This window comes from Serratia sp. HMSC15F11, assembly GCF_001808215.1.
GTDB classification, from domain to species: Bacteria; Pseudomonadota; Gammaproteobacteria; order Enterobacterales; family Enterobacteriaceae; genus Serratia; species Serratia nevei.
The window spans coordinates 103,030-115,469 of record NZ_KV792503.1 but is presented as its reverse complement, the minus strand read 5'-3'; the positions used below and the strand labels follow the sequence as shown (position 1 = coordinate 115,469).

Here is a 12,440-nt window from a genome sequence, read left to right as displayed (position 1 = left end):
TTTGTAGGCTAAAATGACGCCGATGCTGTTATCCGCTTGCGTTTAAAATCGGCAACCACGGCAATAAATCAGAGTTCTGTCAACTTTTGCTGACAGATCGCTTCTACCGCCCGGTGCGAGGGAGTATCATCATCGTCAACGATCCCCGCACCTGCAGAGATAAGGCCAACACTGATGCGTTTGGAAGTATTTTGCGAAGACCGCCTCGGTCTCACTCGAGAATTACTCGATCTTTTGGTATCGCGCAGCATTGACTTACGTGGCATCGAGATCGATCCCATCGGCCGCATTTACCTCAATTTCTCCCAGCTGGATTTCGATACTTTCCGCGCGCTGATGGCGGAGATCCGCCGCATCGCCGGCGTAACCGACGTGCGCACCGTCAGCTTTATGCCTTCCGAACGCGAGCATCGCGCGCTGCGTGCGCTGCTGGAATCGATGCCGGAACCGGTGTTCTCTATCGATATGAAGGGCAAGGTCGAGCTGGCCAACCCGGCGGCGCAGGCGCTGTTCAGCCTGAACGAAGACAAGATCCGCAACCAGACCGCCGGGGCGCTGATCGGCGGCTATAACTTCAGCCGCTGGCTGGAGAGCGAGCATACGGCGCCGCACTCCGAGCGGGTGGTGATCCGCAGCCAGGACTTCCTGATGGACATCACGCCCATCTATCTGGAAGACGAACAGCAGCAGCCGGCCGCGGTCGGTGCGGTGGTGATGCTGAAGTCCACCGCGCGCATGGGCCGCCAGCTGCAAAATCTGTCGGTGAACGACGATACCGAATTCGACCACATCGTCGCGGTAAGCGCCAAGATGCGTCACGTGCTGGAGCAGGCGCGCAAGTTGGCGATGCTCGATGCGCCGCTGCTGATCGTCGGCGATACCGGTACCGGCAAGGATATTCTGGCCCGCGCCTGCCATTTGCGCAGCCCGCGCGGCAAACAACCGTTCCTGGCGCTGAACTGCGCCGCACTGCCGGATGACGTGGTGGAGAGCGAGCTGTTCGGCCATGCGCCGGGCGCTTATCCCAACGCGCTGGAAGGCAAGAAAGGCTTCTTCGAGCAGGCCAACGGCGGTTCGGTGCTGTTGGATGAGATCGGCGAAATGTCGCCGCGTATGCAGACCAAACTGCTGCGTTTCCTCAACGACGGCACCTTCCGCCGCGTTGGCGAAGAGCATGAGGTGCACGTCGACGTGCGCGTTATCTGTGCCACCCAGAAAAACCTCACCGAGCTGGTGCAGCGCGGCGAATTCCGCGAAGACCTCTATTACCGCCTCAACGTGCTGACCATCACCATCCCGCCGCTGCGCGAGCGTCCGCAGGACATCATGCCGCTGACAGAGCTGTTCGTGGCGCGCTTCGCCGATGAACAGGGTGTGGCGCGGCCCAAACTGGCGAGCGATCTGGGCGGCTTCCTCAGCAAGTACGGCTGGCCGGGCAACGTGCGCCAGCTGAAAAACGCCATCTACCGCGCGTTGACGCAAACCGAAGGCTACGAGCTACGGCCGCAGGATATCGTGTTGCCGGAGTTCGAGGTGGAGATGTCGCTGGGCGACGAGGTGCTGGACGGCTCGCTGGACGACATCAGCAAGCGTTTCGAGCGCTCGGTGCTGACGCGCCTGTATCGCACTTATCCCAGCACCCGCAAGCTGGCGAAGCGCCTGGGCGTTTCCCATACCGCCATCGCCAACAAGCTGCGCGAGTATGGCCTGAGCAGCCGTAAAGGCGGTGCCGAGGGCGAGGAATAAGAAAGGCGCCTTGCGGCGCCTTTAACGGGTTTCCAAAGCCGGCGTTCGCCGGCTTTGTTATTTCAGCGCAGCCAGCGCGGCGTCGTAGTCCGGCTCGGTGGTGATTTCGTTCACCAGCTCGCTGTACAGCACGTTGTCCTGGCCATCCAGCACCACGACCGCACGCGCGGTCAGGCCTGCCAACGGGCCTTCGGCGATTTCGACGCCGTATGCCTGCTTGAACTCGGCGCCGCGCAGGGTGGACAGGGTGACCACGTTGCTCAGGCCTTCCGCGCCGCAGAAGCGAGACTGCGCGAACGGCAGATCGGCGGAGATGCACAGCACCACGGTGTTATCCAGGCCGCTGGCCAGCTGGTTGAATTTACGCACCGACGTCGCGCAGACGCCGGTATCGATGCTTGGGAAGATGTTCAGGACTTTGCGTTTACCCGCGAAGCTGCTCAGCGCCACGTCTGACAGGTCTTTGGCAACCAGTGAGAAGGCCTTGGCCTGTTCGCCCTGCTGTGGCAGTTTGCCCGCTACGCTGACCGGATTGCCTTGAAAATGTACTGTCTGAGTCATTGCTAGATTCCTTTTACAGGTGTTTATACAAAGGGTATGAACCTGATGAAACGGCGCACCGGCAACGGCATTTAACATCAGGTTCACACTCTGGCGCCAGTTTATGACAACCGGGGCGGATTGGATATCAAAGTTTGCTAAATAGTTGTATATATTAGGCTGTTCTATAAAACATCACCGGCGCATCAGCCTGGCTGAATGCGCAGTTTTCGCTCAGGAGCCGTTATGAGAGACATGCGTTTTTACCCGGAAGCCTGGCCGCTGCATACCGCCTTCGTGATTGCGCGCGGCAGCCGCACCGAAGCCCGGGTGGTGGTGGTCGAAATCGAACAGCAGGACGTGCGCGGCATCGGTGAGTGTACGCCGTACCCGCGCTACGGCGAAAGCGAGGAGTCGGTGATGGCACAGCTGGCAGAGATGGCGCCGGCGATCGCACAAGGCATGACCCGCGAACAGCTGCTGGTACAGATGCCGGCGGGCGCCGCCCGCAACGCGCTGGATTCGGCGCTGTGGGATCTCGAGTGCCGCCTGCACGGGCAGAGCCTGTGGCATCTCAGCGGCGTGACGGCCCCGGCGCATATCCGTATGGCGCAGACCGTCAGCATCGGCACGCCGGAAGCGATGGCCTTCGCCGCGCGTGAACTGGAGCAGCAGGGCGCTACGCTGCTGAAGATCAAACTCGACGATCACTATATCAGCGAACGATTGGTCGCGATCCGCGCCGCGGTACCCCAGGCGACGCTGATCGTCGACGCCAATGAATCCTGGCAGGCGGAAGGGCTGGCGGCGCGCTGCCAACTGCTGGCCGATCTCGGCGTGGCGATGCTGGAGCAGCCGCTGCCGGCCGGTGACGACGCCGCGCTGGAGCACTTTATTCATCCGCTGCCGATCTGCGCCGATGAAAGCTGCCACACCCGCGCCGATCTACCTCGGCTGGCGCAGCGCTATCAGATGGTCAACATCAAACTGGACAAAGCCGGCGGTTTGACCGAGGCGTTGGCGCTGGCGCAGGCCGCGCGCGAACAAGGGTTCGCCATCATGCTCGGCTGCATGTTATGCACGTCGCGGGCGATATCCGCCGCCTTGCCGCTGGCGCCGGCGGCGCGCTTCGTCGATCTGGACGGCCCAACCTGGCTGGCGCGGGACGTCGAACCGGGCCTGACGTTCGAATGCGGGGCGATCGTCGATATCGCCCCGTAGGGATTAATTCGGGTAGGTCAGCAGCTCGGTCATCGCGTCGATGTAGCGCTCGCTGGCGGCATCGGCGGAGATCGGCGGGAATTCGGCGGTGATGCACGGCAGTGACAGATCCGCGCACCAGCTGCCGAACGAACCGGGCGTTTCATAACCGACGCTGGTCACCAGCGGCAGCTCGAACTTGTGCGCCAGCCAAACGCCGAGCCGCGAGCTGGCGGGATCTTCGATGCAGGCCAGCGGCTCATGGAACGACACCACCCAGTGCGGCTTCAGGCGATGGATCAGGTGACACAGCGCCTGAGTTTCCGGTTCGGAACCGGGGCGCCCGCCGGTGGAGAGCTTGACGTCGCGCACCGGCGCCGCGCTGTTCCAGCGGTAGACGGTGTCGCCGGAGCGCCAGTTGGCGGCCGGGAAGTTGCGGTTCAGATCGACGCCGTTGGCATTGGCGCGCAGCCCCAGTTGGCAGCCGTCGGGGTTGACCGCCAGCACCACGTGGTGCCGCAACCGATCGGGGGCGATGCTGCGCAGCGCGCAGGACAGGGTCACGATGGCGGCGCTCTCATCGCCGTGGGTGCCGGCGATGATAAGCCCGGTCTCCGGGCCGCTGACCGCCGCCGGGAAATAGAGCAGCGGCGCGCCCAGCAGCGAGCTGCCGTAGTTCTCTCCTGCGACGGCCAACTGGCCACGTTCACTGCGCGGTCGATGTTCGGTCATGGTGTTGTCCCTGAGTAAAAGGCCGAGAGTCATTGTCATTTTATTCAGTGTATTACGCTTTGAGGCATCTTTCCCATCGCAATTGTGCGGCGTTTGCGCGATCTGTGACGCGGCGGCGGCGAAAACGCCAATTAAACCGCACCTGGCCTGACGCTGTTGTTATACTAACGGCAGTGCTAAGCCAATCACCCGCAAGAGGATTTAACATGCCAGTAGCCAGAATTATCGCCAGCTATAGCGAAAATGAAAATGACACCATCACGCTGCTGTGCGGCGTGGACGCTGAAAACCAGATCCGTCAGGGAGAGTGGTTCGGCGTGGTGAAAAATGACGACGGGCGCGGGGACGAATCGAACTATCCGTTCACCCTGCATATCGATTACCAGAAAGATGTCTTCTACCTTGATTACGGCTACGACGACGCCGACGCGCGCCAGCTGCAAAAAACCGATATTTCGGCCCGTCCGCTGGTCGAGAAAGGCTTTTTCACCGTGTTCGATGAAGAAGAAGGCGAAGAGTTCAGCTACCGCATCAACAGCATCCACCTGTACGACTGACGGTCGCTGCTGCAAACACCGCCCGTGCCGCCCTGCGCCGCACGGGTTTTTTTATCGCCTGAATCCCACTTTTTGCAACTTCTCGGCCGTGAGCGCTAGGCCGGACGGATCTTGTGCTATATGATAAAAAATTCAGATGGTTAACGGGGGAACATCATAATGACGGGAAGAAAAATGCAACGAGGTTTTCGTTTGGCGCTTTGCGCGGCGGCGATCGGCGCCTGTATGAGCAGCGCCATGGCGGCGCAGGTTCCCCCGGGCACCGCGCTGGCGGCCAAACAGGAAATCGTGCGCCACATTAAAGACGAACCGGCCTCGCTCGATCCGATCAAAGCGGTTGGCCTGCCGGAGGCCCAGCTGGCGCGCGATCTGTTCGAAGGGCTGGTCAATCAGGACGCCAACGGGAAAGTGATCCCCGGCGTCGCCACGCGCTGGCAGACCAGCGACAATCAGACTTACATTTTCCATCTGCGTAAAGACGCGCGGTGGTCAAACGGTGACCCTGTCACGGCGAAGGATTTCGTCTACAGCTGGCAGCGGCTGGTAGAGCCGAAAAACCTGTCGCCGTTCGCCTGGTTCGCGCAGCTGGCGGGGATCCAGAACGCCGAGCAGATCATCAGCGGCAAATTACCGGCCGAGCGTTTGGGTGTGTCGGCGCCGGACGACTACACCCTCAAAGTGCAGCTGGACAAGCCGGTGCCTTATTTCGTCAGCCTGACGGCCAACTTCAGCCTGTTCCCGGTGAATAAGGCGGTGGTGGAAAAATACGGCAACGACTGGACCAAGGTCGGCAATCTGGTGGGCAACGGCGCGTTCAAACTGCAGGAGCGGGTGGTGAACGAGAAGCTGGTGCTGACGCCTAACGATCATTACTGGGATCATGCGCATACCGTGCTGACCAAAGTGACCTTCGTACCCATCAACCAGGAATCCAACGCCACCAAGCGTTACCTGGCGGGTGACATCGATATCACCGAATCCTTCCCGAAAAACATGTATCAGAAGCTGCTGAAAGACATTCCGGGGCAGGTGTACACACCGGATCAGCTCGGCACCTATTACTACGCGTTCAACACCCAGCGCGCGCCGACTAACGACGTGCGGGTGCGCCAGGCCTTGTCCTACGCCATCGATCGCAAGATTATCGCGGAAAAAGTGCTGGGCACCGGCGAAAAACCGGCCTATCACTTCACGCCGGACGTGACCGCCGGCTTCAAACCGGAGGCGAGTTTGCTGCAACAGCAATCGCAGGCGGAGCTGGACGCGCAGGCCAAGGCGTTGCTGCAGGCGGCCGGCTACGGCCCGACCAACCCGCTGAAGCTGACGTTGCTTTATAACACCTCGGAAAGCCACCAGAAGATCGCCATCGCCGTGGCCTCGATGTGGAAGAAGAAGCTCGGCATTGACGTCAAGCTGCAAAACCAGGAGTGGAAAACCTATATCGACAGCCGCAACACCGGCAATTTCGACGTGATCCGCGCCTCCTGGGTGGGTGACTATAACGAAGCGTCGACCTTCCTGTCGCTGCTGACCTCGACCCACAGCGGCAACATCGCCAAGTTCAAGAACGCGGACTACGACAAGCTGCTGGCGCAGGCGGGGCGGGAAACCAATCCTGCGGCGGTGACCGCCGATTACAACAAGATGGAGCAGATCATTGCCGACCAGGCGCCGATCGCGCCGATTTACCAGTACACCAACGGCCGCCTGATCAAACCGTGGGTAAAAGGCTATCCGATCACCAACCCTGAAGACGTGGCCTACAGCCAGACGATGTATATCATCAAACACTGAGTCGATTTATTTATCGCCCCCGCCTAATGCGGGGGCTTTATTTTATCGACGATGCAACGAAGAAGGTAATTAATTTTCCCACGCGATAAACCCCGTTTAATAATAAACAGGGTTGCCATCATCACATGATTATTTCGTTATTTCAGAGAGAGGTTACGCTTATAGACAGTCCCGCATGGCATCCACCACCACGCGGCCGCTCATGTCGGTCTGGGTGATGCGGTAGCTGGTGGGGTACGAGCGTCGGGTGCTGAAACGATCGTGGACGGAGACCTTGCCAATCTGCAGGCCGGCGGCGTTCTTCACCACAAACTCACTGATCTCTTCCTGGCCCTGGTTTTGCAAATGGATATTACTGATTTTTTCCAGCGTATCGCTGGCGTTTATTTTTAAATGGTCGCGTAACATAACTACCTCCTCGTAGTGAGAAAAGTATATGCCCCTAAAATTTGCGCTGAAACAGCTTTGTGTTGATTTATTATTATCATTTTGAATTAAAAATGATAGCAATATGTTAAGTCATAATAATAACGGCATTGCCAGCGTTTTATCGGCGATATTGCCTGATTTGTCGGCAAAGGTTTATTTCATTGCCGTTATTATTAGTCTGCATTAATGGGGAAAAGCGCCTGCCTGGCCGCCGGGGCGGGAAAGACGCAGGCGACGTTGTGCCCGCAGCCGGGAACGATCGTTAACCGATGCGGCTTATCCGGCGCCAGATAACGCCGGTCATAGTCGGCATAGGCCAGGGCACGTTGCAATCGATAGGGGCCCTGCAGCTGGGCAGCGCAGGATTTGTCGAGTATCCGATAGTAGGCGCCCGGCGCGGTGCCGGTATCATCGGCGGCGGCCAGGTAGGAGATATCCGCAGCGGCATAGCGCCGGCGTGCCGCATCGGCAGTGCGATGCAGGTGAGCGGGAAGCGATTCCAGGCCGTATTTCCACCGGTTGGCCTGTGGGCACTGGCCGGCGTTCAGCGTTTGCCAATGGAAGCGGCAGGCTGTTTCACTGCCACAGCTCCCCCCGTTTATTGGTTGGGGGCGCAGATGATCAAAATAGAGCCAGCTGCCGGGATCGGCCACCACATAGCGCAGCCGCACCCCGCCTGGCGGATGGGCAAAGCCGACATAATGTTGCACGAACTGGGCGCCGGCAGAGAAACCGGCCACGGTTATCGTCTGCAGCGACGGCCAGCGCCGTTTCATATCGGCCAGCAGGTTATCCATGGCGTTGAACGAACCGGTCTTCCCGGCATTATCCAAACCGCCCTCGATCCAGGAGCCGCAGCGCCACAGGGCGTCGCCGTCTTGCGGCTGGTGCAGACCGGCGGAATGGCAGTGGACGGCGAGTTTTTCCGGCACCTGGAACAGCGGGGCGGCCAGTAAAGTATCGCCTCCCGCTCCTGCCGCCTGCGCGGCGTCGATCGCCGCTTGCAGCGTTTTAACGGCGTCGCGCGGATGACCGTGCATCACCACCAGTGCGTTACGCGGCTGGGCGCTGTGCTCATGGGCGACATAGTAAGAAAAATTGCCGCCGGGCGTCGCGACCCGTAAAGGGTTGGACATGCGTTCCAGCGCCGGCTCCGCGCGCAGCGGTTGGCTGGCGAACAGCAGCAGGGCCGCCATGGTACAGAACAGGCGCCGCAGCACAGCCAGGTTCAATGCAAAATGTCTTGCGCCTGATTCACTGCTTCCCGCCATCGTCGTTCCTCACCCGTTCGCAAATGTGGCTTCGCCTGAAGTATAGAGCACGCTTTTAGCCCGGCGTGAAAACTGGCGTTACAGCTTGGCCTTTGATCTCCAAGGTGTTAACGCTAGACTCAGCAACATAAGCAAGACTGAGGGGATAAATGAATGGATGTGATTGAGGGGAGCGAGCTGCAGGTCGCTGATGCGGTTTATGCTTATCAGCTGGACGGCAAGGGGGGCGTAACGCCGATCGAGCAGGATGACAAGATCACCTGCGACGCGCCGTGCTGGCTGCATCTCGATTATGCGCACCCAGCCAGCGCCGAATGGCTGAGCACCACGCCGCTGCTGTCGGACTCGGTGCGTGAGGCGCTCTCAGGCGAAAGCTCACGGCCGCGCGTCAGCCGCCAGGGTGAAGGCACCATGATCACCCTGCGCAGCATTAACTTCAACGCCAACTCCCGGCCGGATCAGCTGGTCACCATCCGCGTGTACATCACCGATAAACTGATTATCTCCACCCGGCACCGCAAGGTGTATTCCATCGATCAGGTGGTGAACGATCTGCAGAGCGGCGCCGGGCCGACCAACAGCGGTAGCTGGCTGGTGGAGATTTCCGATGCGTTGACCGATCACACCAGTGAATTTATCGAGGATCTGCACGACAAGATTATCGATCTGGAGGATGCCTTGCTGGAGCAGCAGGTGCCGGAGCGTGGCCAGCTGGCGTTGATCCGTAAACAGCTGATCGTGCTGCGCCGTTACATGGCGCCGCAGCGCGACGTCTTCGCTCGGCTGGCCAGCGATCGCCTGCCGTGGATGAGCGACGACGATCGCCGCCGCATGCAGGACATCGCCGATCGCCTGGGGCGGGGATTGGACGATCTGGACGGCAGCATCGCACGCACCGCCATCTTGTCCGACGAAATTACCACGGTGATGGCCGACGCGATGAACCGCCGCACTTACACCATGTCATTATTAGCAATGGTATTCTTACCTACCACCTTCCTGACCGGGCTGTTTGGGGTCAACCTCGGCGGCATTCCGGGCAACAGTGCACCGTTTGGTTTCGTCACCTTTTGCCTGATGCTGCTGGCCCTGGTGGGCGGCGTCGCCTGGTGGCTGAAGCGCAGCCGCTGGCTGTAGGCAAAAATGACGAAAACCCGGTTAACATTGAGCAATATCAACATTTAGCCGGGGGAAATGGGGCATGATCTCTCTCGCAGGTGAATGCAACGTCAAGCGATGGGCGTTGCGCTCCATAATTGTCTTACTTTCTTATTTTTGAATTACTGCATAGCACATTTGATTCGTACAATGCCGGTTTAATCACCGGCATTTTTTTATTCGGCTTGCCCACTTCTTCAGGCCGCGCTTTCATCCCAGAAGCTGGCTTCAATCTTGTGCCCATCCAAATCCCGAACAAAGCAGCCGTAGTAAGCCTCACCGTAGTGCGGCCGCGAACCGGGCGCGCCTTCATCGACGGCGCCGGCCAGCAGCGCCTGCCGATGGAATTCATCCACCTGTTGCTTGCTGGTCGCGAAAAAGCCGACGTGCGTGCCGTTGCCGGGGGAGGCAGGCAGGCCGTCAATCGGCACCTGCAGCCAAAACTCCGGGTAGTCGCGGCCGTAACCGATGGCGCCGGGATGTTCCAACACGCGTCGGCAACCCAAGGCGGCCAGCGCACGATCGTAAAAGGCCGCGGCGGCCTCGAAATCGTTGGAGCCTAGCGAGACGTGGGACAGGCAGGGGGTAATATTCATTGCGCGCTCTCCAATTGACTGTATAAATAAACAGTATAGGGTAAAAACGGCACTGCCCAGTAAATTTTGCGCAAACTGTGAACAGGATCGAGATCGTCGAGAGCGGGGAATGTCGCCGCTTGCAGAGGGCAAGCGGCGAGAGGGGCTTATTTGATTTCCAGCACGTTCAACCGCTCTGGCGCTGGCACCGCGTCGTCCGAGTCTTCCGGCTGCCAACCGACCGGTTGCATCGGGACGTCTTCGCGATCGAAGGCCAAATCGCCGCCGTCCACCACGGCGCTACCGTGGTGAATGCCTTTGAAATCGAACAGATTGATATCGCTCAGGTGCGAAGGCACCACGTTTTGCATGGCGCTGAACATGGTTTCCAATCGGCCAGGGTAACGCTTGTCCCAGTCGCGCAGCATGTCGCCGATCACCTGGCGCTGCAAATTAGGCTGCGAGCCGCACAGGTTGCACGGAATGATCGGGAAGGCTTTGGCGATCGAGAAACGCTCGATGTCTTTCTCGCGGCAATAGGCCAGCGGGCGAATGACCACGTGTTTGCCGTCGTCGCTCATCAGCTTGGGCGGCATGCCTTTCATCTTGCCGCCGTAGAACATGTTGAGGAACAGCGTTTGCAAAATGTCGTCGCGGTGGTGGCCCAGCGCGATCTTGGTGGCACCCAGTTCGGTGGCGGTGCGGTACAGAATGCCGCGGCGCAGGCGCGAGCACAGTGAACAGGTGGTTTTGCCTTCCGGGATCTTGTCTTTGACGATGCTGTAGGTGTTCTCTTCGACGATCTTGTACTCCACCCCCAGGCTTTCCAGGTAGGCGGGCAGAATATGCTCCGGGAAGCCGGGCTGTTTCTGATCGAGATTCACCGCGACTAACGAGAAGTTAATCGGCGCGCTCTGCTGCAGGTTGCGCAGGATCTCAAGCATGGTGTAGCTGTCTTTACCGCCGGACAGGCAGACCATGATGCGGTCGCCTTCTTCAATCATATTGAAATCGGCGATCGCTTCGCCCACGTTGCGGCGCAGGCGCTTTTGCAATTTATTCAGGTTGTACTGCTCTTTTTGGCTAACGGATTGCTTTTCTGACATTTAAATCGTGCTCATTCTCAATGGGGGGCACTAGGGGCATGGCGTTGTAGACCGCGAGTTTACCATTCAACCGGCCAATTTTGATCATTATTCATCATCCAGCTTCCACGCGCCCGACGCGAGGCCTGTATGGTACGGATTGCGCGCAGGAATGCCAGCAGGTTTTAGCGACAGATTCGTCCAGACGGAGACTGCAGGAGCGGAATAACGTTTGGGGCAGGGGCGTGCAGAGCTAAAAACGGCTGGCGGTTTACACCGCCAGCGTGCGTCCCAGCGGTGCGCGCTCGCACCAGCGGTCTTTATACGGCGCCGTTGGTTTGCCGAAGGAATAGCGCATTTCCTTACCTTCTCGCTCGCATAGCTCATAGGCGGCCCGCACGTTTAACCAGGTGACGATGGTTCCAGGACAAAAACCATCCTGTTCGCGATCATACCCCCCGTTGACATAGTCAAAGCAAATCCATTTGGGGCTGTCCGCCCTGGTTATGAACTGGAATGCACAGGGCTGGCCGTTATAAAACAACACATAGCCGAATATCATGTCACGCAGCGACGTAATCATATCAACCATTTGTTGCTTGTTATCGGGTTTGACTCCCCAACGCCTCTCAAACAGCTCCAAATAAATGTCCGCTAGCTGGTTCGGCGTTAATAGCGCCTGATCCACGACATCGCCTCCGGAATTTAGGAATTTTTTTAATTCGCGGTTTCTGCTGTTCTTGGTCGATGATGAATAGCCGCCCTTGCCGCAGGTTTTTGCGAGGCATATCTCTCTTTGACTATTCAGCGAAAACGTTGAGTTAATAACGGAATGGCCATTGATGGAAGAAAGGATTTTAGACCGATAGGGAATAAGCGTTTTAATCCGACGATTGATCGGTAAAATCATTTCGTCTTTATTAAACATGAAGCTATCGATGCCGATTTTTTTAGAAGCTCGGCCAACGATGGCGATTTCTTTATTAGCATTGGTGCAGAAACCACCGAGGAGTGCACCATTGGGGGCGTGCATGACGTAGTACTTATGACGCAGATTTAACTGACGTTGCATGAAGTTTAAAACGTCAGGATGAGTGACAAAACTGCCGCCATAAAGGTTGTAACATGCTCTATATTCTTCTGCTGTGCCTTTACGCCACCCCCCGGCGAAAGAAAGTAATTTTCGTATCATGATTATTTTTTATCGTCAGTATTCAGCGGCAGGGGGTATACACGCCATCAACACAAAAATTAAGGGGCACAGCTCGCATTTTTATGCTTATTGTCGTTTTGGTTAAATATTAGCATTCAGAATGTCAATTCTTGAAAACGATAACCATCACTGTTGATTAT

At 58.2% G+C, this 12,440-nt stretch carries 12 protein-coding genes; 5 read left to right on the top strand and 7 right to left on the bottom strand.

The features are described 5' to 3' along the window. The first annotated feature begins 174 nt into the window (after window positions 1-174). Window positions 175-1,746, top strand: coding sequence for a transcriptional regulator TyrR (tyrR, locus tag HMPREF3138_RS22485; RefSeq protein WP_038880356.1), 1,572 nt, complete (start codon window positions 175-177; stop codon window positions 1,744-1,746). 57 nt (window positions 1,747-1,803) lie between these two features. Here tyrR and tpx read toward each other — a convergent pair whose 3' ends face one another. Beyond that, a complete protein-coding gene (gene tpx, locus HMPREF3138_RS22480; protein WP_004930536.1) occupies window positions 1,804-2,307 on the bottom strand; it encodes a thiol peroxidase in 504 nt (167 codons plus the stop codon). A gap of 225 nt (window positions 2,308-2,532) precedes the next feature. On the opposite strand from tpx, the gene ycjG reads away from it, so the two are divergent. Next, window positions 2,533-3,507: an L-Ala-D/L-Glu epimerase gene (gene ycjG / locus HMPREF3138_RS22475; protein WP_038880354.1), complete on the top strand. Its 975-nt coding sequence runs from the start codon at window positions 2,533-2,535 to the stop codon at window positions 3,505-3,507. Between the two features lie 3 nt (window positions 3,508-3,510). Here the strand turns inward: ycjG and mpaA are convergent, their stop codons facing one another. Beyond that, window positions 3,511-4,218, bottom strand: coding sequence for a murein tripeptide amidase MpaA (gene mpaA, locus HMPREF3138_RS22470; protein ID WP_038880352.1), 708 nt, complete (start codon window positions 4,216-4,218; stop codon window positions 3,511-3,513). A 206-nt stretch (window positions 4,219-4,424) separates the two neighbouring features. Here mpaA and HMPREF3138_RS22465 point away from each other — a divergent pair, with 206 nt between their 5' ends. Beyond that, window positions 4,425-4,775, top strand: a complete 351-nt coding sequence (locus tag HMPREF3138_RS22465) for a hypothetical protein (protein ID WP_038880349.1) — start codon at window positions 4,425-4,427, stop codon at window positions 4,773-4,775. Window positions 4,776-4,934: 159 nt separating this feature from the next. Continuing rightward, on the top strand, window positions 4,935-6,569 hold the full coding sequence (locus HMPREF3138_RS22460; RefSeq protein WP_070559344.1) for a peptide ABC transporter substrate-binding protein: 1,635 nt from the start codon (window positions 4,935-4,937) through the stop codon (window positions 6,567-6,569). A 159-nt stretch (window positions 6,570-6,728) separates the two neighbouring features. Here the strand turns inward: HMPREF3138_RS22460 and HMPREF3138_RS22455 are convergent, their stop codons facing one another. Next, window positions 6,729-6,977 (bottom strand): hypothetical protein, encoded by a 249-nt coding sequence (locus HMPREF3138_RS22455; protein ID WP_004930507.1) that lies wholly within the window; start codon window positions 6,975-6,977, stop codon window positions 6,729-6,731. A gap of 194 nt (window positions 6,978-7,171) precedes the next feature. Then, complete coding sequence (locus HMPREF3138_RS22450; RefSeq protein ID WP_038880456.1) at window positions 7,172-8,194, bottom strand: hypothetical protein; 1,023 nt, start codon at window positions 8,192-8,194, stop codon at window positions 7,172-7,174. Between the two features lie 228 nt (window positions 8,195-8,422). Between HMPREF3138_RS22450 and zntB the strand changes: the two genes are divergently transcribed. Next, entirely contained in the window at window positions 8,423-9,406 is a 984-nt protein-coding gene (gene zntB, locus HMPREF3138_RS22445; protein WP_038880345.1) for a zinc transporter ZntB, read from the top strand. Between the two features lie 218 nt (window positions 9,407-9,624). On the opposite strand, the gene HMPREF3138_RS22440 is transcribed toward zntB, so the two are convergent. The 3 genes from HMPREF3138_RS22440 to HMPREF3138_RS22430 form a co-directional block, all read right to left on the bottom strand. Continuing rightward, complete coding sequence (locus HMPREF3138_RS22440) at window positions 9,625-10,023, bottom strand: VOC family protein (protein WP_038880343.1); 399 nt, start codon at window positions 10,021-10,023, stop codon at window positions 9,625-9,627. Window positions 10,024-10,169: 146 nt separating this feature from the next. After that, window positions 10,170-11,108, bottom strand: coding sequence for a tRNA 2-thiocytidine(32) synthetase TtcA (ttcA, locus tag HMPREF3138_RS22435; protein ID WP_038880341.1), 939 nt, complete (start codon window positions 11,106-11,108; stop codon window positions 10,170-10,172). 250 nt (window positions 11,109-11,358) lie between these two features. Then, the gene (locus HMPREF3138_RS22430; protein WP_038880339.1) at window positions 11,359-12,279 is read right to left on the bottom strand and encodes a GNAT family N-acetyltransferase; all 921 of its coding nucleotides are present in this window, start codon (window positions 12,277-12,279) and stop codon (window positions 11,359-11,361) included. Between the last annotated feature and the right edge of the window lie 161 nt (window positions 12,280-12,440).

Bases quoted from the DNA above. Each gene is read 5' to 3' on its own strand.
- HMPREF3138_RS22450 (WP_038880456.1), bottom strand. From the start codon at position 8,194: ATGGCGGCCCTGCTGCTGTTCGCCAGCCAACCGCTGCGCGCGGAGCCG.
- mpaA (WP_038880352.1), bottom strand. From the start codon at position 4,218: ATGACCGAACATCGACCGCGCAGTGAACGTGGCCAGTTGGCCGTCGCA.
- tyrR (WP_038880356.1), top strand. From the start codon at position 175: ATGCGTTTGGAAGTATTTTGCGAAGACCGCCTCGGTCTCACTCGAGAA.
- HMPREF3138_RS22460 (WP_070559344.1), top strand. From the start codon at position 4,935: ATGACGGGAAGAAAAATGCAACGAGGTTTTCGTTTGGCGCTTTGCGCG.
- HMPREF3138_RS22465 (WP_038880349.1), top strand. From the start codon at position 4,425: ATGCCAGTAGCCAGAATTATCGCCAGCTATAGCGAAAATGAAAATGAC.
- ttcA (WP_038880341.1), bottom strand. From the start codon at position 11,108: ATGTCAGAAAAGCAATCCGTTAGCCAAAAAGAGCAGTACAACCTGAAT.
- HMPREF3138_RS22440 (WP_038880343.1), bottom strand. From the start codon at position 10,023: ATGAATATTACCCCCTGCCTGTCCCACGTCTCGCTAGGCTCCAACGAT.
- ycjG (WP_038880354.1), top strand. From the start codon at position 2,533: ATGAGAGACATGCGTTTTTACCCGGAAGCCTGGCCGCTGCATACCGCC.
- HMPREF3138_RS22430 (WP_038880339.1), bottom strand. From the start codon at position 12,279: ATGATACGAAAATTACTTTCTTTCGCCGGGGGGTGGCGTAAAGGCACA.
- tpx (WP_004930536.1), bottom strand. From the start codon at position 2,307: ATGACTCAGACAGTACATTTTCAAGGCAATCCGGTCAGCGTAGCGGGC.
- HMPREF3138_RS22455 (WP_004930507.1), bottom strand. From the start codon at position 6,977: ATGTTACGCGACCATTTAAAAATAAACGCCAGCGATACGCTGGAAAAA.
- zntB (WP_038880345.1), top strand. From the start codon at position 8,423: ATGGATGTGATTGAGGGGAGCGAGCTGCAGGTCGCTGATGCGGTTTAT.